Below are 19,633 nucleotides of genomic sequence, written 5' to 3'. Positions count from 1 at the left end.
CTGCGTGAGCAGCCGCGCAACCTCCTCATACCCCTGCCCGGAGAACAAGCACATCGCCAGCACGAAGTAGACCACCACCCGCGGCGGCAGCAGCCGAGTGCGCTGACCCGAACGACCGGACTCAGCGACCACCCGGTCCACCAGCTCCGGCGGAAATGTACGCGTTAGCAGCCCGACCGCGATCCGGTCCGACAACCGCTCATCCGTCTCCGGCTTGACCTGCCCAGGGCGTGGCATCCAGGCACCTCCTGGATGCCACGCTACCAGTCGAGACCCTTAAGTCACTGGTATTGGGTCTAGGCGTAGTCACCGACGAGCTCGGCACCCGTGGCGTGCTCGCCGCGGTCCGTGATCTCGCCCGCGACCCAGGCCTCGACCCCGCGGTCGTCCAGGGTGGCCAGAGCGACGTCCACCGATTCCTCGGGGACGATCGCGATCATGCCCACGCCCATGTTCAGGGTCTTCTCCAGCTCCAGGCGCTCGACCTGCCCCGTCCTGCCGACGAGGTCGAAGATCGGGTCCGGGGTCCACGTGGCGCGGTCCACGACGGCGTGCAGGCCGTCGGGGACGACACGGGCCAGGTTGGCCGCGAGGCCGCCGCCGGTGACGTGCGAGAAGGCGTGCACCTCGGCCGTGCTGATCAGGGCCAGGCAGTCCAGCGAGTAGATCTTGGTGGGCTCCAGGAGCTCCTCGCCGAGCGTGCGGCCGAGCTCCTCGATCCGGGCGTCCAGGGCGAGGCCCGCCTCGTTCAGGAGCACATGCCGGACGAGCGAGTACCCGTTCGAGTGAAGTCCCGAGGACGCCATGGCGATCACGGCGTCACCCTTACGGATGCGATCCGCGCCGAGCAGCCGGTCGGCCTCCACGACGCCCGTACCGGCGCCGGCGACGTCGAAGTCGTCCGGGCCCAGCAGACCCGGGTGCTCGGCCGTCTCGCCGCCCACCAGAGCGCAGCCAGCGAGCACACAGCCCTCGGCGATGCCCTTGACGATCGCGGCGACCCGCTCCGGGTGGACCTTGCCGACACAGATGTAGTCGGTCATGAACAGCGGCTCGGCACCGCACACCACGATGTCGTCCATGACCATCGCGACCAGGTCGTGGCCGATGGTGTCGTAGACGCCCAGCTGGCGCGCGATGTCCACCTTGGTGCCGACACCGTCGGTGGCCGAGGCCAGCAGGGGACGCTCGTAGCGCCTCAGGGCGGAGGCGTCGAAGAGGCCGGCGAAACCGCCGAGGCCGCCGAGGACCTCGGGGCGCTGCGTCTTCTTCACCCACTCCTTCATCAGCTCTACGGCGCGGTCGCCCGCCTCGATGTCGACGCCCGCGGCTGCGTAGCTGGCACCAGTTGTCTCAGACATGGCTAGTGAGAACCTTCGTGTCGTACTGCAGGTGGGACGGGCCGTCTACGGGCGACGGATCGCGTCGGCGGCGGCCGTGGCGGCCGGGCCGGCGGCCAGCTCCGTCTCCAGGAGCTGCTTGCCGAGCAGCTCGGGGTCCGGGAGATCCATCGGGTACTCGCCGTCGAAGCAGGCGCGGCACAGGTTCGGCTTGGCGATGGTGGTCGCCCCGATCATGCCGTCGATGGAGATGTACGCCAGGGAGTCGGCGCCCAGCGAGGTGCCGATCTCGTCGATCGTCATGCCGTTGGCGATGAGCTCGGCGCGGGTGGCGAAGTCGATGCCGAAGAAGCAGGGCCATTTCACGGGCGGCGAGGAGATCCGGATGTGGACCTCGGCGGCGCCCGCCTCACGGAGCATGCGGACCAGCGCCCGCTGGGTGTTGCCGCGCACGATCGAGTCGTCGACGACGACCAGGCGCTTGCCCTTGATGACTTCCTTGAGCGGGTTCAGCTTCAGGCGGATGCCGAGCTGGCGAATGGTCTGTGAGGGCTGGATGAACGTACGGCCGACGTAGGCGTTCTTCACGAGACCCGCACCGAAGGGGATGCCGGACGCCTCGGCGTAGCCGATGGCCGCCGGGGTGCCGGACTCCGGTGTCGCTATGACCAGGTCGGCCTCGACGGGCGCTTCCTTGGCGAGCTTGCGGCCCATCTCCACGCGGGAGAGGTACACGTTCCGGCCGGCGATGTCGGTGTCGGGGCGCGCCAGATAGACGTACTCGAAGACACAGCCCTTGGGCTTCGCTTCCGCGAATCGGGAGGTGCGGAGGCCGTTCTCGTCGATGGCGACGAACTCGCCCGGCTCGATCTCGCGGACGTAGGCCGCGCCGCAGATGTCGAGGGCGGCGGACTCGGAGGCGACCACCCAGCCGCGCTCCAGGCGGCCGAGGACCAGCGGGCGGATGCCCTGCGGGTCACGGGCGGCGTAGAGGGTGTGCTCGTCCATGAAGGCGAGCGAGAAGGCGCCCTGGATCTGCGGGAGGACCTTCGCGGAAGCCTCCTCGATGGTCAGCGGCTTGCCGTCCTCGTCGACCTGGGCCGCGAGAAGCGCGGTGAGCAGGTCGGTGTCGTTGGTGGCGGCCACCCGCGGGCTGCGGCCCTCCTGCTTGGGGAGGTCGGCGACCATCTCGGCGAGCTGCGCCGTGTTGACCAGGTTGCCGTTGTGGCCGAGCGCGATGGAACCGTGCCCGGTGGCACGGAAGGTCGGCTGGGCGTTCTCCCATACGGAGGCACCGGTGGTCGAGTAGCGGGCGTGACCGACCGCGATGTGACCCTGGAGCGAACCGAGAGAGGTCTCATCGAAGACCTGGGACACGAGGCCCATGTCCTTGAAGACGAGGATCTGGGAGCCGTTGCTGACCGCGATTCCCGCGGATTCCTGGCCCCGATGCTGGAGGGCGTAGAGCCCGAAGTACGTGAGCTTGGCGACCTCTTCGCCCGGAGCCCAGACACCGAAGACGCCACAAGCGTCCTGGGGGCCCTTCTCACCGGGGAGCAGGTCGTGGTTGAGTCGTCCGTCACCACGTGGCACGGCTCCGAGTGTAGGCGAGATCGACCACTGGTCCGAATTCGCGGAGAGTGGGCTTTCTTACTCCGCGCGGGCCGTAACACTCCTCCCGGGGGTCTTGGTGATCTTCAGAGAATCGTGTTTCTGCTGGTAGGAGACCTTTCCGTCGAGGATTTCGGCGAGTTCGCGCTCGGTCTTCATCACCGAGCCCGCACACATCATGCGCGTGGTGACGAGGGGCCCGAACTCGATGGTGCCGTCCTTGACGGTGGCCCTGCCGTGGAACGTGTTGCAACCGAGGCTGCCGGTGACGGTGTTGTTCTTGGTGAGGGTGAGATAGGCGTTCTCGCCGAGGGACCAGCGGGTGCCCTTCAGGGCGGGGGGCTTCTTCTCCCGGAAGGTGATGCTGTCGCCGCCGGGACGGGTCAGGGTCAGGGTGCTGACGCCGTTCCGTGCCGTGACCTTGGCCGTGTGGGTGCCTTGGAAGACGTCGACGAACCGCGCCTCGAACTCTCCGAGCGGGTCGGGGCAGCCGATCAGCGTCTGGACCAGGTCGGTGATCCGCACGGTGTCGCCGTCGATCTCGGAGTCCGCGCCGATGCTGTTGCAGCCGACCGAGCCGCCGGACTCGCCGCCGTCCTCACGGGAGGCGTCGGCGTCGGGCTTGAAGATGATGCGGGCGTCCTGGACGGTCTTGGCGTCCTTCGGCAGGACGTACTCCTTGCCCTTCACGGTCACCTTCTGCGGCAGCCACTCCACGTCCTTGATGTCGGCCGGCCGGGACGCCTTCCCGCGGTCGGTGACGCTGTCGCTTCCGGTGCCGGATTCCGTGCCGCAGGCGGCTGCCAGCAGTGTGGTGCCGGCGGCGGCCAGGGCGGCGCATGTCACGCGTGTCGTCCGCTTCATGGCTCTTTGACGCACGAGCCCCGTGAAGGGTTCAGCCCATCAGCGGGAGCAGCCCGTCCAGGTCCGCCCGCTCGCCGCTCGCGCTGACCCTCGCCGCGTCGAGCGCGTCCTTCCAGCCGAGCCGGCCGGTCGCGAGCCGGATCCAGGTCAGCGGGTCGGTCTCGACGACGTTCGGCGGGGTCCCCCGGGTGTGCTTCGGCCCCTCGACACACTGCACGACGGCGTACGGCGGGATCCGCACCTCGGTCGAGCCGCCGGGCGCCTTGGCGGCAAGGGCGTCGGCGAGGAGCCGGGTGCAGGCGGCGAGGGCCTGACGGTCGTGGGGAATGCCGAGGCCGGGCACGGCGGCGTTGAGGTCGTCGGTGTGGACGACGAGTTCGACGGTCCGGGTGACCAGGTAGTCGGCGAGCGGCATCGCGCCCGCATTCGTCTCCAGGAGCCGCGTACCGGGGTGTGTGTCCAGCAGTTCGGTCAGGGTCCGCTCGATGTCGCCGAGGTAGGCGTCCAGGTCGCGGTGTTGCTCGGCGAGGCCCCGGGTGAACTCGGCGATGGCCGCGGAACTGGCGGCGGTGGCGGCGGGCCAGTCAAGAACCGTGGCGTCCTGCCGCACGGGTGCGGGCCGGTCCAGGCTCCGGTGGACGGCCGTGACCGCCATCCCGATGTGCGCGACCAGCTCCCGTACGGTCCACTCCCCCAGCCGCGTCGGGAGCGCCAACTGCTCGGGGGACAGTGTGCGTACAGCCTCTCGTACGTTTCCGAGCTGGGCCTGCACGGCCTTGCGGATCTTGACGGAGTCGTACGCGCGGGCGCGCTTCCTGGCCGGGGGCATGGCGGTGAGCCTAGTCGGCGGGGAAAGGGGGAGGGCGAGGTGGTCTTCCAGCGGCCCCGTACCCGGTCGCGCGGCCTCGACCGTGGCGCGAGCAGCGACCGGCGCGGTCTTCCGGATCGATGCCGGACTCACGCCCTGGACGCGCTGTCGGCCCTGCGGCCGCCCAAGTCACCTGCCCTACCGAGCACTTCGGAGCCGGAGCGAACGCGAACCGGTATCGCGTCGTGACGAAGGCCCCGCCCGTCGGGTGACGGGCGGGGCCTGCTCAGTCGTACGACCGACTACTTGAGCAGCGCCGGGATCGTCTCCTCGTGAGCCGTCCGCAGCTCCTCCAGGGGCAGCTCGAACTCGCCCTGGAGCTCGACCGAGTCGCCGTCGACGACACCGATGCGGGTGGCGGGCAGGCCGCGCGCGCCGCACATGTCGTTGAAACGGAGCTCCTCGGAGCGGGGGACCGCCACCACCGCGCGACCGGCCGACTCCGAGAACAGCAGCGTGAACGCGTCCAGACCGTCCGGCACGATCAGGCGGGCACCCTTGCCGCCGAGCAGTGCCGACTCCACGACCGCCTGGATCAGGCCGCCGTCGGAGAGGTCGTGCGCGGAGTCGATCATGCCGTCCCGGGAGGCGGAGATCAGGATCTCGGCGAGCAGCCGCTCGCGCTCCAGGTCCACCTTGGGCGGCAGACCGCCGAGGTGGTCGTGGACGACCTGGGACCAGGCCGAGCCGCCGAACTCCTCACGCGTGTCGCCGAGGAGGTACAGCAGCTGGCCCTCCTCCTGGAAGGCGACCGGCGTGCGGCGGGCCACGTCGTCGATGACGCCGAGGACCGCGACCACGGGGGTCGGGTGGATGGCGACCTCGCCGGTCTGGTTGTACAGCGAGACGTTGCCGCCGGTGACCGGGGTGCCGAGCTGCTGGCAGGCGTCGGCCAGTCCGCGGATGGCCTCCGCGAACTGCCACATGACGGCCGGGTCCTCGGGCGAGCCGAAGTTCAGGCAGTCGGAGACCGCGAGGGGCTTGGCACCGGTCGTCGCCACGTTCCGGTAGGCCTCCGAGAGTGCCAGCTGCGCGCCCGCGTAGGGGTCCAGCTTCGCGTAACGGCCGTTGCCGTCGGTCGCGATGGCGACACCGAGGCCGGTCTCCTCGTCGATGCGGATCATGCCGGAGTCCTCCGGCTGGGCCAGCACCGTGTTGCCCTGCACGAAGTGGTCGTACTGCGAGGTGATCCACTTCTTGGAGGCCTGGTTGGGTGAGCTCACCAGCTGGAGGACCTGCTGCCTCAGCTCCGCCGAAGTCCCGGGCCGGGGCAGCTTGTTGGCGTCGTCGGCCTGGAGCTCGTCCTGCCAGGACGGGCGGGCGTACGGGCGCTCGTAGACCGGGCCGTCGTGCGCGACCGTGCGCGGGTCGACGTCGACGATCTTGCCGCCGTGCCAGTAGATCTCCAGCCGGTCGCCGTCGGTGACCTCACCGATGACGGTGGCGATGACGTCCCACTTGTCGCAGATCTCCAGGAACCGGTCGACCTTCTCCGGCTCCACGACCGCGCACATGCGTTCCTGGGACTCGCTCATGAGGATTTCCTCGGGCGAGAGGGTCGAGTCGCGCAGCGGTACGTCGTCCAGGGTCACGCGCATGCCGCCGGAGCCGTTGGAGGCGAGCTCGGAGGTGGCGCAGGACAGGCCGGCCGCGCCGAGGTCCTGGATGCCGACGACCAGCTTCTCCTTGAAGGCCTCCAGGGTGCACTCGATGAGGAGCTTCTCCTGGAAGGGGTCGCCGACCTGGACGGCCGGGCGCTTGGAGGGCTTGGCGTCGTCGAAGGTCTCGGAGGCCAGGATCGACGCGCCTCCGATGCCGTCACCGCCGGTGCGGGCCCCGTACAGGATGACCTTGTTGCCGGCGCCGGACGCCTTCGCGAGGTGGATGTCCTCGTGCCGCATCACACCGATGGCACCGGCGTTGACCAGCGGGTTGCCCTGGTAACAGGCGTCGAAGACGACCTCGCCGCCGATGTTGGGCAGGCCCAGGCAGTTGCCGTAACCGCCGATGCCCGCCACCACGCCCGGCAGCACCCGCTTGGTGTCCGGGTGGTCGGCCGCGCCGAAGCGCAGGGGGTCGACCACGGCGACCGGCCGCGCGCCCATCGCGATGATGTCGCGGACGATGCCGCCGACCCCGGTGGCCGCGCCCTGGTAGGGCTCGACGTAGGACGGGTGGTTGTGCGACTCGACCTTGAAGGTGACCGCGTAGCCCTGGCCGACGTCCACCACGCCCGCGTTCTCACCGATGCCGACGAGAAGGGCGTCCGACTGGGGAGCCTTCTCGCCGAACTGGCGCAGGTGCACCTTCGACGACTTGTACGAGCAGTGCTCGGACCACATGACGGAGTACATGGCGAGCTCGGCACCGGTGGGCCGGCGCCCGAGGATCTCGACGACCCTCTCGTACTCGTCCTTCTTCAGGCCCAGCTCGGCCCAGGGCAGCTCGACGTCGGGGGTCGCGGCCGCGTGCTCGACCGTGTCCAGAGGCGTCCGGCTCATGCGTTGACCAGCTTCTTGAGGATCGAGGTGAAGAAGGGGAGGCCGTCGGTGCGGCCGGACCCGATGAGCGGCTCGACGGCGTGCTCCGGGTGCGGCATGAGGCCTACGACGTTCCCGGCCTCGTTGGTGATGCCGGCGATGTCACGGAGGGAGCCGTTGGGGTTGCCGCGCTCATTGGCGACTCCGTCGCGGGCCAGGTACCGGAAGACCACCCGGCCCTCCGCCTCCAGCTTGTCCAGCGTGTACTCGTCGGCGACGTACCGGCCGTCCATGTTCTTCAGCGGGATGTGGATCTCCTGGCCGGACGTGTAGTCGACGGTCCAGGCGGTGTCCGCGTTCTCCACCCGCAGCTTCTGGTCGCGGCAGATGAAGTGGAGGTGGTCGTTGCCGAGCATCCCGCCCGGGAGGAGGTGGGCCTCGGTGAGGATCTGGAAGCCGTTGCAGATTCCGAGAACCGGAAGCCCGGCCTTCGCCTGCTCGATGACCGTCTCCATCACCGGCGAGAAGCGGGAGATGGCACCGGCCCGCAGATAGTCGCCGTAGGAGAAACCGCCGGGGAGGACGACCGCGTCGACCTGGTGGAGGTCCTTGTCCTTGTGCCAGAGGGCGACCGGTTCGGCACCCGCGAGGCGGATCGCGCGCTGGGTGTCACGGTCGTCGAGGCTGCCGGGGAAAGTGACGACGCCAATACGAGCGGTCACTTCGCGGCCTCCGCGACTTCCTCCACCTTGACGGTGAAGTCCTCGATCACGGTGTTGGCGAGGAAGGATTCCGCAAGATCGTGGATGCGGGCGAGCACGGCCTCGTCGACCGGCCCGTCAACTTCCAGTTCGAATCGCTTTCCCTGACGTACGTCGGAGATGCCTTCGAAACCCAGACGCGGCAGTGCACGCTGCACCGCCTGGCCCTGGGGGTCGAGGATCTCCGGCTTGAGCATGACGTCGACTACGACGCGTGCCACTGGCACTCCCGGTGGTGTGGTGCTGAGCAGGTTCCTTCAGACTACCCGCACAAAATTTCTACGCGCGTTGAGTTGTAGGAATCTACGTGACGGCCATCACGACGCGGGGCGGGTGCGGGTCTTCGCGAAAGTTTCCGGGAAAGATCTCAGATCGACACCCGATACCTATTGCGCTCGGACACGCGGAAGGATTTAGTCGAGCTTCACAATGCATTGTCGGGCACTGTACAAATGAATTGTCAGCGTGCCGTACGAAGGGACCGATATTCGTGGCGCAGAAGGTCGTGGTCACTCTCTTTGACGACATCGACGGCTCGGAAGCGGCGGAAACGATCGCCTTCGGACTCGACGGCAAGTCGTACGAGATCGACCTGAATCAAGCCAATGCCAAGAAACTGCGTAAGGCGCTCGAGCCGTACGTGGAGGCCGGCCGCAAGCGGTCCAGGTCGGGCAAGGCGTACAGGCAGACCGAGGTCGCTCCCGACCCGGCGGCGGTCCGGGCCTGGGCCCAGGCCAACAAGATGGACGTCCCCGCCCGCGGACGGATCCCCAAGAAGGTCTACGAGGCGTTCGCCGAGGCCCGTTAAGGGCCTGTCGACGCCGGGTCACCCGCCCCTCGGAGCAACCGACTTGCGTTGCACCCCACCTGGTCAGCTAGAGTCTGGAGCACGCCGAGGGGCGAGGCCGAAAAGGCCCAGCTCACGGAGTACACGCGGGTGTAGTTCAGTAGTAGAACATCCCCCTTCCAGGGGGAAGGCGCAGTGTGCAATTCCTGTCACCCGCTCTGCACCACTTGTCCGGCCACTCTGGTGGATCAGGTAGGATGGTGCTCGCGCCGATCGGTGAGAGCCGGTCGGAGGCAATGCGAACGTAGCTCAGTTGGTAGAGCGCAACCTTGCCAAGGTTGAGGTCGCGAGTTCGAACCTCGTCGTTCGCTCGGTCGTTTCGAAGGCCCCGGTCCACTGGATCGGGGCCTTCGGCGTTTCCCCGTACCCCGCGGCCCCTTCTGACATTTGTCATACACATAGGTGACAGCGCGCACTCCTGCCGGGACCCTGCCGCCGGGACGCTGAAGTCATGAACACCAACGAACACGAACACGTGATTGAGGTCACCGACCTCCGGCGTGTGTACGGGGGCGGGTTCGAGGCGGTGCGCGGAATCAGCTTCTCCGTGGCCCGCGGAGAGGTCTTCGCCCTGCTCGGCACCAACGGCGCCGGCAAGACCTCCACCGTCGAACTCCTGGAGGGGCTCGCCCGGCCGACCGACGGACGGATCCGCGTCCTCGGACACGATCCGTACACCGAGCGGGCCGCGGTCCGCCCGCGGACCGGGGCGATGCTCCAGGAGGGCGGCTTCCCCTCCGAGCTGACCGTCGAGGAGACCGCGCGGATGTGGGCCGGCTGTGTCAGCGGGGCCCGGCCGCCGCTGGAGGTGCTGGAACTCGTCGGGCTCGCCCGGCGGGCCGGCGTACGGGTCAAGCAGTTGTCCGGGGGTGAGCGGCGGCGCCTCGACCTGGCGCTCGCGCTGCTCGGCGACCCCGAGGTGCTGTTCCTCGACGAGCCGACGACCGGCCTCGACGCCGAAGGCCGCCGGGACACCTGGGAGTTGGTGCGGGCCCTGCGCGACCGCGGGACGACCGTGCTGCTCACCACCCATTACCTGGAGGAGGCCGAGGATCTCGCCGGGCGGCTGGCGATCCTCCACGAGGGGCGGATCGCGGCCACCGGGACACCGGCCGAGGTGACCGCCGCGCAGCCGTCGCGGATCTCGTTCGAGCTGCCGGAGGGGTACTTCGTGGGGGATCTGCCACCTCTCGGGGAGCTCGGGGTGTGCGGACACGACGTCGACGGGAGGGTCGTACGGCTGCGGACGCACGCGTTGCAGCGGTCGGCCACCGGGCTGCTGACGTGGGCCGAACGGGCCGGGGTCGAACTGCGGCGGCTCGATGTGCGGTCCGCCTCGCTGGAGGAGGCGTTCCTCGGGATCGCGGCGCGCGAGGAGGTGGCGGCATGAGCACACTCACCACTCCCGCCGGGCGGCTGGGCGCCCTCGCCCGGGCCGAGTTCACGCTGCTCGGGCGGAGCAAGGCCACGCTCGTGACGGCCGTGCTGGTACCACTCGCGCTGCCGTTCAGCCTGCGGTCCGTCGTGGACGACATGGACGTCGAGGAGGCCGGGCTGAGCGTCGGCACAGTGCTGCTGCCGGCCGCGATCGGCTTCGCCCTGCTGTTCGGTGTGTACAGCGCCCTCGTCGCGGTCTTCACCGCCCGGCGCGAGGAGCTGGTGCTGAAGCGGCTGCGCACGGGGGAACTGCGGGACGTCGAGATCCTCTGCGGAACCGCGCTGCCGATCGGCGCGACCGGGCTCGTGCAGTCCCTGGTGCTGGTGGCAGGAAGCACGGTCCTGCTCGACCTGCCCGCGCCGCACGCGCCCCATCTCGCCGCCCTGGGGCTGCTGTTGGGCCTGGTGATGTGCACGGCGCTCGCGGCCCTGACGGCGGCCGTGACCCGGACCGTGGAGAGCGCGCAGGTCACCTCGTTGCCGTTCGTACTGATCTCGATGGCCCTCTCGGGCGTCACCGTCCCCCTGGAGATGCTGCACGACCGGCTCGCGTCGGTGTGCGAACTCCTGCCCCTGTCACCCGTCATCACCCTGGTCCGCGGCGGCTGGACGGGCACCCTCTCGACGTACGAGGCACTGGGCGCCCTCGGGACGGCACTGGCCTGGACCGTGCTCGCGGTGTTTGCTGTGGGCCGGTGGTTCCGGTGGGAGCCGAGGCGCTGAGGTACGGGGAGAGCATGCGCGAGGCAGGAGGCTGGTGGCGGCGCAAAAGCACGCCGGCGAAGGTGGAGACGTACACACGCTGGTCGTTCCACTTCTTCGTGCTGATCTACGTCGCCTCGGTCGGCCTGCCGGTCTTCGGGCAGGTGACGGGGCAGCTCGCGGTCTGGTTGGTAGTGCTCGTGTGCGCGCATGCCGTGGTGTGCGCGGTGACCGCGTCGCGGGCGCTCGACTGGACGCGGGGGCGGCGCGCGCAGCCGGTGCGCACGCTGTGGGTGCTCGGGGCGGTCACTCTCGCCATCTCCGTCGCGGTGATCGGCATAGCCGAGCGGGGTCCGGACGATGACGGGCACCACATGGCGGTGGGCGCGGTCTTCGTGGGCGTGCTGACCTTCGCGGCCGGTATCGGCGCCCTCGGCGTCCGCGGGCGACGGCACGTGCTGGCGCTCGTGGGCGGCTTCGCCGCGGGCGCCGCGCTCGGCGGCTTCCCCCTCGGATACGCCGTCCCGGAGTCACTCGTCACCGGCATGGTGGTGCTGGTCGCCGCCGGATTCCTCGCCTTCACCTCCATGTTCTCCGTCTGGCTCCTCGACGCCGTCTACGAACTCGACGAGGCCCGCGAGACCCGCTCCCGGCTCGCCGTCGCCGAGGAACGGCTGCGGTTCGGGCGGGACCTGCACGACGTCATGGGGCGGAACCTGGCCGTGATCGCGCTGAAGAGCGAACTTGCCGTACAGCTGGCCCGTCGGGGACGCGACGAGGCCGTGGACCAGATGACCGAGGTGCAGCGGATCGCACAGGAGACACAGCGCGAGGTGCGGGATGTCGTACGGGGCTACCGGGAGGCCGATCTCGGCATCGAACTCACGGGCGCGCGGGGGGTGTTGATCGCCGCCGGCATCGACTGCGAGGTCACCGGGGAGCCGGGCGGGCTGCCCGCCGAGGTGCAGTCGGCGCTCGGCTGGGTGGTCCGGGAGGCCACCACCAACGTACTGCGGCACGGGGACGCCAAGCGGTGCACGGTGGCCGTGTCGAGGGAGGAGGAGCGGGTGGTGCTGACCGTGGAGAACGACGGGATGCTGAGGTCGTCGGGTGGCGCCGGCGGGTCCGGGCTCGCCGGGCTGCGGGAGCGGCTCGCGGCGGTGGCCGGGACGCTGGAGGCGGGGCCCGCGCGGGAGGGCGTGTTCCGGCTGGTGGCGGAGGTGCCGCTGGTGGCGCCGGAGGTGGTCGCGTGACCGTGCGTCTGTTGCTCGCCGATGACGAGCATCTGATCCGGGGCGCGCTCGCCGCGCTGCTCTCGCTGGAGGACGACCTGGCCGTCGTCGCGGAGGCGGCCACCGGCCCCGAGGCGCTGGCGATGGCCCGGGCGCACGGACCGGACGTCGCCGTACTGGATCTCCAGATGCCCGGTGCGGACGGTGTGAAGGTCGCCACATCCCTGCGGACCGAGCTGCCTTCGTGCAAGGTGCTGATCGTCACCAGTCATGGGCGTCCCGGGCATCTCAAGCGGGCCCTGGAGGCCGGTGTGCGGGGGTTCGTCCCGAAGACCGTGAGCGCGCGGCGGCTCGCGGAGATCATCCGCACGGTGCACGCGGGAAACCGTTACGTGGATCCCGAGTTGGCCGCCGACGCGATCTCCGCCGGAGACTCCCCGCTGACCGTGCGGGAGGCCGAGGTACTGGAACTCGCCGCCGACGGGGCGCCCGTCGCCGAGATCGCCGAACGGGCCGCGCTGTCCCAGGGGACCGTACGGAACTATCTGTCGTCGGCCGTCTCCAAACTCGGGGCCGAGAACCGTCACGCGGCGGTGCGGCTCGCGCGGGAGCGAGGTTGGGTATAGTGGTTCTCGCGCCACGGCGCATGCGAACGTAGCTCAGTTGGTAGAGCGCAACCTTGCCAAGGTTGAGGTCGCGAGTTCGAACCTCGTCGTTCGCTCTGTTTCGGCAAAGGCCCCCGGTTCTCACCGGGGGCCTTTCGCGTTACGACCAGCTCGTGCCCGTCAGGCGCTCGTACGCCTCGATGTACTTGGCGCGGGTGCGGTCCACGACCTCCTGCGGCAGCGGCGGCGGAGGCTGCTCGCTCTTCCTGTCCCAGCCGGACTCCGCCGAGGTCAGCCAGTCGCGCACGAACTGCTTGTCGTACGACGGCTGCGCGTGCCCCGGCTCCCACTGCTCGGCCGGCCAGAAGCGGGAGGAGTCCGGGGTGAGGACCTCGTCCGCGATGACGAGGGTCTCCCCGTCGAAGCCGAACTCGAACTTGGTGTCCGCGAGGATGATCCCGCGGTCCCGGGCGATGTCCCGGCCCCGCGAGTACACGGCGAGGGTCGCCTGGCGCAGCTGGGCCGCGGTGTCCGCGCCGACCTGGCGGGCGATCTCCTCGTAGGAGACGTTCTCGTCGTGCTCGCCGACGGCGGCCTTGGTGGCCGGGGTGAAGATCGGGGCGGGCAGCTCGCTGCCGTCGACCAGGCCCTCGGGGAGGGCGAGCCCGCAGACGGTGCGCGACTCGTTGTACTCCAGCAGTCCGGAGCCGGTGAGATAGCCGCGGGCGACGGCCTCCACGGGGACCATCCGGAGCGACTTGCAGACCAGGGTGCGGCCCGCCCAGTCCGCGGGGGCGCCTTCCGGCCCGTCCGTGCTCAGGACGTGGTTCGGCAGCAGGTCGACGATCTGGTCGAACCACCACAGTGACAGCTGGGTGAGGACGCGGCCCTTGTCGGGGATCTCGGTCGGCAGCACCCAGTCGAAGGCGGAGATACGGTCACTGGCGACCATCACGAGGTCGCCCGCCTCGTTCTGGTACAGCTCGCGCACCTTGCCGGTGTGCAGGTGCACCAGGCCCGGAACCTGGAGCGGCTCGGGCTTTTCTACGAATCCGGACACGGTTCCTCCCCGTGGCTATGTCCAACGGGTCGATTGTCCCGTACACCGGGCTGACCTTGGACTTGGGGTGTGCTGCGGGTGCTTCCCCGGTGTCTTGCTGTCTCGTGCTGTGTCTTGCGTGGGCTCAGTCACGCTTGCAGATGCGGTCCAGGAGGTTGGCGGTGGCGCGCTGGACACGGGGGTCGACATGGCCCGGGCGGTCCAGTGCCGGGGACCAGGCGAAGGTGCCGGCGGCGAAGACCAGCGCGCCGGAGGGGGCGCGGTACAGGGAGGTTTCCTGGTGGCGCAGGGCGCCCTCGCTGTCCGCGTACGGCGAGTGGGCGAGCAGGATGCGGTCGTCGTGCTCGGGGAGCGGGGTGCGCGGGAAGTAGCGGTCGGCCTCGCCCGCGACCAGGCCGGCGAGTTCGTCGCCCTCCTGCGCGCCGGTCGCGTCCCACAGCCAGTGCTCGGCGTTGCGGACGATCAGGGGGTGCGGCTCGGGCACCCTTCCCGCGTACTGGATGCCGACCACCTGCTGCTCGGGGCGGTCCACCTCGCGCCAGAGCGCCGGTTTTCCCGGCCCCCTGCGTTTTCGGCAGGTGAGCAGGCGGTCGGGGACGCCGGACGGTGAGGGCGCCAACTCGACCTGCCAGTACATGGTGTTGGCGGACAGGAAGACCAGGGAGGTGCCGCTGTCCCGGGCACGCTCGACCGTGCGGCGCATGGCCGTCGACCAGTACTCGTCGTGGCCGGGGAAGACCAGGCCCCGGTAGCGGGTGGGGTCGAGCCGGCCGGCGTGCAGGTCGCGGGCGTCGGCGTAGGCGAGGTCGTAGCCGTAGCGCTCGGCGAAGCGGATGAAGTCGTAGGCGTGGCCCACGTGCATCGGCAGGCCCGCGCCCGCGTACGGCCGGTCGAAGGAGACCGTGGTCGCGGCGTCGGCCTCGCCGAGGAGCCGGCCCTGTTCGTCCCAGGCGTGGTAGAGGCTGGCCCCGGTGCGGCCGTCCTCCGGATAGAGGTTGTACGCCTGCCAGGTCACGTCGGGCAGCAGGAGCAGCAGGTCCGCGGGGTGGTTGTCGCGGACCGTGAAGGGGATGTGGGAGCGGTAGCCGTCGGCGGTGGTGAGGACGGCTACATACGCCCCGACGCTCCAGTACGAGGGGATCTGGAGTCGCCAGGACAGCCACCAGTGGTGGCAGGAGACCGTGCGGTCCGCGGTCAGCGGCGGGGGCTGCACGATGCCGGAGAGACGGGGGCTGGTGGTGACCTTCGCCGCGCCGTCGCCGCTGTAGTGGCCGATGCGGTAGATGTCGACGCCGAACTGCTGCGGCGGGTCGACGGTGATGTGGAAGTCGACTGCCTCGCCGGGGGCCACCGCGCCGGTCGAGGTGAAGCCCTTGATCTGACGGCGGACGTCGTCGGCGGAGCGGGGGCCGCCGCCGGAGCTGCGGGGGGAGGGGAGGCGGACGCGCGGGGCGCCCTCCTTCGGGGCGTGGGCGGGGTCCGTCTCGACGTACCAGGGAACCACCTGGCCGGTGTCGCCGAAGTACGTCTCGCTGCCGCGCAGCCAGGGGACGGGGCCCTGGCCGAAGGGGTCCGTCACGGCGTGCGCGAGTGCTCCCGACTCCCAGCGGCGGATCTGCTCCGGTCCTGGCCCCATGGACGCTCCCCTCCCTCGTGCCCCCGTCGTTCGTCCTGCGCGGTGCGGTGCGGTGCGGCGCGGTGTGCGCGTGTGCTGTGCGCGTGCGGTGTTGCCCCGTGTGGTGTCGCCGCGTGTCGTGCATGTGTCGTGCGCCTGTCCTATGGCGCGCGCCCTTGCCATGTGCGCGATCGGTCCCAGCACATCACATTCCGCGCTCGGACTGTCACTATTCGTCGCGGATTGGCCGAAAGTGGAAGAGGGTATTCCGTCTCGTCAGACGAGGCGGACCGGCTTCTCGGGGCGTATCCCCGACTTGACCAGCCAGGCCCGCAGAGGGGCCGGGTCGCCGTCCTCCACGAGGCTCAGCACGCGGGGGGCGAGGTCCGCGGCGCGCTCGCCGTTGATGAGGAGGGACGGGCCGTCGAGCCAGTCCAGGCCGGGGGTGGCGCCGGCGGTGTCGATCGCGGCACAGCAGACCATCGCGGTGACGTGGTCGGTGAGGAGCTCCCGGGCGCTGCGAGGGGGCTGCAGCGGGAAGAGGGGCAGGGCCGTGTCGTCCCAGGGGGCGATGTCGGGGGCGGTACGCGAGTGGGGGGCGGCGGCTTCCTCCCGAGCGAGCTCGGCACTGAGCGCTGCGGCGAGGGTCTCGGCTTCGGCTCCTGTGGTTCCAGGTGTGGGGTCGGGGTGCGCTTCGTCGGCGGTGGGGCCGACCGGCAGGGCCGGGTTGCGGTCGGCCGCCATGGTGTCGTCCTGCGGGGCCGGGGCCGGGGCCGGTACGGGGTCTGCGGCGGCGGAGTCCGGGGTGCCTGTGTTGGTGGGTGCAGGGTGGGCGGGCTGGTCAGCGGCCGTGAGGTGAGGTGCGGGGCCGGCGAGGTGGGCGGCGGCCGTGGGATGCGGCGGCGTCCGGTCGCCGGGCCCGGTGGCCGCGGCGGACTCCGAAGCGGGATCTGCAGGTCGATCGGCGGCTGTGGGCTGTGACATGCGGTCGGCGGACCCGGCCGCTGCCGCGGACGGCGAGGCCGGACCGGCAGGTCGATCGGTGGCACTGGGCTGCGATGTCCGGTCCGTGGCCCCGGGCGCCGCCGCGGCCTCTGCGGCAGAACCGGCAACTCGATCAGCAGCCCTGGACGGTGAAGCCGGGTGGGCAGACCCGTCGGCGGCCGCGGACTCTGGCGCCGGAGCAGCGGACCCCTCGACAGCCGAGGACCGCGACATCGGGTCGGCTGAACCGTCGGCGGCCAAGGACTGTGAAGCCGCACCAGCGGCCCCCGCGACGGCCGAGGACTGTGACATCGAGCCGGTTGACCCGTCGAAAGCCGAAGACTCCGGTGTGGGACCCGTCGGCTGGGGTGCGGACAGGTGGGTCAGGACGCGGGAGAGGGTCGGGGCGTCGGACTCCGGTGGGGTGGATTCCGAGGGGCGGCGCACGCCCTGGGCGTCGAGGACGCGGTGGAGGCGGGCCGCGTCCAGACGCCACTTCCGGTCCACGACCTCTTCCGGGTACTCCTGCCAGTCCACCGGGGACCAGTCCGGGCCGGTCTCCGCGGGGCCGCCGTGGAAGAGGCGGGCGGCGAGCAGGGAGGCGGCCTCGTCGATCGCGCCGGGCTCTTCGAGCAGGTCGCAGGCGGGGCGCTCGCCCAGCCGGGAGGCGAAGCCCTCGGCCAGGCGGTCACGGCGGGACAGTTCGGTGAGGGCCGCCACCACACCCGCGTCCAGACGGGAGGGCCAGCGCCCCATCCGCCACGCGGGAAGCGCGACCCGGGTCAGCAGCCGGTCCCAGCCCGCGTACGCCAGGCCCACCTGCTCCTGGGCCACGATCCTGAGGCCGTAGTCCACAGCCTGTGCACGCTCCGCGGCCGCGGCGGCGACCCCTCGCTCCATCTGGGTCGCGTGCTCCCGGCAGCTGCGCAGAAGGAGACGGGCCACCCAGGCGACGCCCGCGCACAGCACACGGGTGAGCCCGCAGCGGCCGGGAACGGAGCCGACGGCGACCGCCGCGTCGAGACCCCGTACGAAACGACGGGCCGCGGCTATGTCGGGGTGGGCCGAGGGGCCCGTACCGGCGACGACCGGGGCGAGGACCGCGCGCAGTTCGCCGACGCGCATCCACCACAGGAACGGCGAGCCGATGACCAGCACCGGTGCGGCCGGGACACCGCGGTGGGAGCCGGGGACGCCCGCGATCTCGTCCTCCCGGCCGGCCTGCGGGGGCGGCCCGTGGGCGGGGTGGGTGCGGTCCTCCAGCCAGCTGTCGCAGTCCGGGGTGAGCGCTATGGCGGAGGGGGCGGGGACGTCCAGGCGGTCGGCGAGGTCGCGCACCATGCGGTACAGGTCTGGCGCGGACTCCTCGGCGATCGCGACGGTCGGGGTGACGGCGGGGCGGGCGCGGGCGACGACCAGGGCGACGGCCCCGGCGGCGAGCAGCACCGCGGCCCCGAGAACGCTCATGACCAGCCGGGCGGTGTCCCAGAACCCGCCCACGAGATGGTCGGTGGACCCTCCGGCGAGCAGCACCACGGCCAGGGCCGCGGGCAGCAGCGCCACGGCCAGCGCACGGCTGCGGATCCGCAGCACGGCGAGGGCCCGGGAGCGCGCGGCCTGCGCGCCCATCTCCACACCGATACCGGTCATGACCGGACCTCACCCCCTCGCTGCCGTCCTGAATGCCCAGCCGTCCTGGCGTTGCTCACTCCCCCACTGTGGCACCCGTCACTGACACCGCAATGCCGGTGGGCCAAGTGCCGGACCGCTTGCGCGGCACCCTAGTTGGGGCCCGGGCCCCCGTCAGCCGTATGCGGCCCCGGTCACTCGATGGAATGGCTTTGGGGAAAGGTGGATGACGTACAGCAAAGATCAGGCCCCGAATCCTTAGACGGATCCGGGGCCTGTCGGGTTGTTCGGGAGCGGGGGTTTCGCCCCGGTTTTCGGACTTCTCAGGCCCCGGACGCCGCCTTCGCCGCGATGTCCGTCCGGTGCTGGGAACCGTCGAGCCGGATACGGCCCACGGCCCGGTACGCGCGCTCGCGGGCCTCGGTGAGGTCCTTGCCGGACGCGGTGACCGACAGGACGCGGCCGCCGGCGCTGACGACGGCGTCGCCGTCCCGCCTGGTGCCCGCGTGCAGGACGTACGCGTGCGGGGCGTCCTGCTCGGCCACCTCGTCGAGGCCGGTGATCGGGTCACCGGTGCGCGGGGTGGCGGGGTAGTTGTGGGAGGCGACGACCACGGTGACCGCGGCGTCCTCGCTCCAGCGCAGCGGCGGCAGGTCCTCGAGGTTGCCGCTCGCGGCGGCGAGCAGGACACCGGCCAGCGGGGTCTTGAGGCGGTTCAGGACGACCTGGGTCTCGGGGTCGCCGAAGCGGGCGTTGAACTCGATGACCCGCACGCCCCGGGAGGTGATCGCGAGACCGGCGTACAGCAGTCCGGAGAAGGGAGTGCCGCGGCGGCGCATCTCGTCGACCGTCGGCTGCAGAACCGTCTCCAGGACCTCGTCCACCAGCTTCGGGTCGGCCCAGGGCAGCGGGGAGTACGCGCCCATGCCGCCGGTGTTCGGGCCCTCGTCGCCGTCGAGGGCGCGCTTGAAGTCCTGGGCGGGCTGGAGCGGGAGGACGGTGTCGCCGTCGGTGATGGCGAAGAGGGAGACCTCGGGGCCGTCGAGGAACTCCTCGATGACGACCCGCTCGCAGGCGTTCGCGTGTGCCGTCGCGGCCTCGATGTCGCTGGTCACGACGACGCCCTTGCCCGCGGCGAGACCGTCGTCCTTGACGACGTACGGGGCACCGAAGGCGTCGAGGGCCTCGGCGACCTCCTCGGGGGTCGTGCAGACGTAGGAGCGGGCGGTCGGCACTTCGGCCGCGGCCATGACCTCCTTGGCGAAGGCCTTGGAGCCCTCGAGCTGCGCGGCCTCTCCGGACGGGCCGAAGACCGGGATGCCCACCTCGCGCACGGCGTCGGCGACTCCCGCGACGAGCGGGGCCTCCGGGCCTACGACGACCAGGTCGACGCCGAGTCGCTGTGCGAGCGCGGCCACCGCCTCGCCGTCGAGGGCGTCGACCGGGTGCAGCTCGGCGACCTCGGCGATGCCGGCGTTGCCGGGTGCGCAGTGCAGTGCGCTGACGTCGGGGTCGAGGGACAGGGAGCGGCACAGGGCGTGTTCGCGGGCGCCGTTACCGATGACGAGGACCTTCACGGGGGTCAGCCTAACGGGGTT

Annotated in this window: 17 protein-coding genes and 3 tRNA genes; 8 read left to right on the top strand and 12 right to left on the bottom strand. The window is 70.8% G+C overall.

Annotated features, from left to right (window positions below; translation table 11 throughout):
* The 8 genes from H293_RS51620 to purS all read right to left on the bottom strand — a co-directional run.
* A partial coding sequence (locus H293_RS51620) for a transposase domain-containing protein (protein ID WP_033416542.1) occupies positions 1-237 on the bottom strand: 237 nt, incomplete at its 3' end.
* A gap of 59 nt (positions 238-296) precedes the next feature.
* Positions 297-1,361 carry a phosphoribosylformylglycinamidine cyclo-ligase gene (gene purM, locus H293_RS0144750; RefSeq protein ID WP_020124280.1) on the bottom strand — a complete coding sequence of 355 codons (1,065 nt, stop codon included), beginning with the start codon at positions 1,359-1,361 and terminating at the stop codon, positions 297-299.
* Positions 1,362-1,406: 45 nt separating this feature from the next.
* Positions 1,407-2,933, bottom strand: coding sequence for an amidophosphoribosyltransferase (purF, locus tag H293_RS0144745; RefSeq protein ID WP_020124279.1), 1,527 nt, complete (start codon positions 2,931-2,933; stop codon positions 1,407-1,409).
* Between the two features lie 57 nt (positions 2,934-2,990).
* Positions 2,991-3,815, bottom strand: coding sequence for an META domain-containing protein (locus H293_RS0144740; RefSeq protein WP_020124278.1), 825 nt, complete (start codon positions 3,813-3,815; stop codon positions 2,991-2,993).
* A gap of 31 nt (positions 3,816-3,846) precedes the next feature.
* A complete protein-coding gene (locus tag H293_RS0144735; RefSeq protein WP_020124277.1) occupies positions 3,847-4,644 on the bottom strand; it encodes a maleylpyruvate isomerase family mycothiol-dependent enzyme in 798 nt (265 codons plus the stop codon).
* A 281-nt stretch (positions 4,645-4,925) separates the two neighbouring features.
* Positions 4,926-7,184: a phosphoribosylformylglycinamidine synthase subunit PurL gene (gene purL, locus H293_RS0144730; protein WP_020124276.1), complete on the bottom strand. Its 2,259-nt coding sequence runs from the start codon at positions 7,182-7,184 to the stop codon at positions 4,926-4,928.
* Complete coding sequence (gene purQ, locus H293_RS0144725) at positions 7,181-7,885, bottom strand: phosphoribosylformylglycinamidine synthase subunit PurQ (RefSeq protein WP_020124275.1); 705 nt, start codon at positions 7,883-7,885, stop codon at positions 7,181-7,183. Before purQ ends, purL begins: the two co-directional genes overlap by 4 nt.
* Positions 7,882-8,145 carry a phosphoribosylformylglycinamidine synthase subunit PurS gene (purS, locus tag H293_RS0144720; RefSeq protein ID WP_020124274.1) on the bottom strand — a complete coding sequence of 88 codons (264 nt, stop codon included), beginning with the start codon at positions 8,143-8,145 and terminating at the stop codon, positions 7,882-7,884. The genes purQ and purS overlap by 4 nt, the downstream gene beginning before the upstream one ends.
* A gap of 269 nt (positions 8,146-8,414) precedes the next feature.
* On the opposite strand from purS, the gene H293_RS0144715 reads away from it, so the two are divergent.
* The 8 genes from H293_RS0144715 (at position 8,415) to H293_RS0144680 (ending at position 12,863) form a co-directional block, all read left to right on the top strand.
* A complete protein-coding gene (locus H293_RS0144715; protein WP_020124273.1) occupies positions 8,415-8,732 on the top strand; it encodes a histone-like nucleoid-structuring protein Lsr2 in 318 nt (105 codons plus the stop codon).
* Positions 8,733-8,857: 125 nt separating this feature from the next.
* A tRNA-Gly gene (locus tag H293_RS0144710) sits at positions 8,858-8,929 on the top strand.
* A gap of 80 nt (positions 8,930-9,009) precedes the next feature.
* Positions 9,010-9,082, top strand: a tRNA-Gly gene (locus H293_RS0144705).
* Between the two features lie 140 nt (positions 9,083-9,222).
* Positions 9,223-10,161, top strand: coding sequence for an ABC transporter ATP-binding protein (locus tag H293_RS0144700; protein ID WP_020124272.1), 939 nt, complete (start codon positions 9,223-9,225; stop codon positions 10,159-10,161).
* The gene (locus H293_RS0144695) at positions 10,158-10,931 is read left to right on the top strand and encodes an ABC transporter permease (protein WP_020124271.1); all 774 of its coding nucleotides are present in this window, start codon (positions 10,158-10,160) and stop codon (positions 10,929-10,931) included. The genes H293_RS0144700 and H293_RS0144695 overlap by 4 nt, the downstream gene beginning before the upstream one ends.
* A 14-nt stretch (positions 10,932-10,945) precedes the next feature.
* Complete coding sequence (locus H293_RS0144690) at positions 10,946-12,163, top strand: sensor histidine kinase (RefSeq protein WP_033416546.1); 1,218 nt, start codon at positions 10,946-10,948, stop codon at positions 12,161-12,163.
* Entirely contained in the window at positions 12,160-12,768 is a 609-nt protein-coding gene (locus H293_RS0144685; RefSeq protein ID WP_020124269.1) for a response regulator transcription factor, read from the top strand. Before H293_RS0144690 ends, H293_RS0144685 begins: the two co-directional genes overlap by 4 nt.
* A 22-nt stretch (positions 12,769-12,790) precedes the next feature.
* Positions 12,791-12,863: transfer RNA gene (locus H293_RS0144680), tRNA-Gly, on the top strand.
* A 44-nt stretch (positions 12,864-12,907) separates the two neighbouring features.
* Here H293_RS0144680 and H293_RS0144675 read toward each other — a convergent pair.
* From H293_RS0144675 to purD, 4 genes are all read right to left on the bottom strand, one after another.
* A complete protein-coding gene (locus H293_RS0144675; protein WP_020124268.1) occupies positions 12,908-13,807 on the bottom strand; it encodes a phosphoribosylaminoimidazolesuccinocarboxamide synthase in 900 nt (299 codons plus the stop codon).
* A gap of 124 nt (positions 13,808-13,931) precedes the next feature.
* Positions 13,932-15,443, bottom strand: coding sequence for a N,N-dimethylformamidase beta subunit family domain-containing protein (locus tag H293_RS0144670; RefSeq protein ID WP_020124267.1), 1,512 nt, complete (start codon positions 15,441-15,443; stop codon positions 13,932-13,934).
* Positions 15,444-15,698: 255 nt separating this feature from the next.
* On the bottom strand, positions 15,699-18,056 hold the full coding sequence (locus H293_RS0144665) for a M48 family metalloprotease (RefSeq protein ID WP_020124266.1): 2,358 nt from the start codon (positions 18,054-18,056) through the stop codon (positions 15,699-15,701).
* 302 nt (positions 18,057-18,358) lie between these two features.
* Complete coding sequence (purD, locus tag H293_RS0144660) at positions 18,359-19,612, bottom strand: phosphoribosylamine--glycine ligase (RefSeq protein WP_020124265.1); 1,254 nt, start codon at positions 19,610-19,612, stop codon at positions 18,359-18,361.
* Positions 19,613-19,633: the final 21 nt, after the last annotated feature.

Source organism: Streptomyces canus 299MFChir4.1 (genome assembly GCF_000383615.1).
Taxonomy (GTDB): Bacteria; Actinomycetota; Actinomycetes; order Streptomycetales; family Streptomycetaceae; genus Streptomyces; species Streptomyces canus_C.
Note: the sequence above shows the minus strand (reverse complement) of the source record. Positions and strands in the feature narration are given on the sequence as shown.

Bases quoted from the DNA above. Each gene is read 5' to 3' on its own strand.
- purM (WP_020124280.1), bottom strand. From the start codon at position 1,361: ATGTCTGAGACAACTGGTGCCAGCTACGCAGCCGCGGGCGTCGACATC.
- H293_RS0144740 (WP_020124278.1), bottom strand. From the start codon at position 3,815: ATGAAGCGGACGACACGCGTGACATGCGCCGCCCTGGCCGCCGCCGGC.
- H293_RS0144735 (WP_020124277.1), bottom strand. From the start codon at position 4,644: ATGCCCCCGGCCAGGAAGCGCGCCCGCGCGTACGACTCCGTCAAGATC.
- purL (WP_020124276.1), bottom strand. From the start codon at position 7,184: ATGAGCCGGACGCCTCTGGACACGGTCGAGCACGCGGCCGCGACCCCC.
- H293_RS0144700 (WP_020124272.1), top strand. From the start codon at position 9,223: ATGAACACCAACGAACACGAACACGTGATTGAGGTCACCGACCTCCGG.
- H293_RS0144695 (WP_020124271.1), top strand. From the start codon at position 10,158: ATGAGCACACTCACCACTCCCGCCGGGCGGCTGGGCGCCCTCGCCCGG.
- H293_RS0144690 (WP_033416546.1), top strand. From the start codon at position 10,946: ATGCGCGAGGCAGGAGGCTGGTGGCGGCGCAAAAGCACGCCGGCGAAG.
- H293_RS0144670 (WP_020124267.1), bottom strand. From the start codon at position 15,443: ATGGGGCCAGGACCGGAGCAGATCCGCCGCTGGGAGTCGGGAGCACTC.
- H293_RS0144665 (WP_020124266.1), bottom strand. From the start codon at position 18,056: ATGACCGGTATCGGTGTGGAGATGGGCGCGCAGGCCGCGCGCTCCCGG.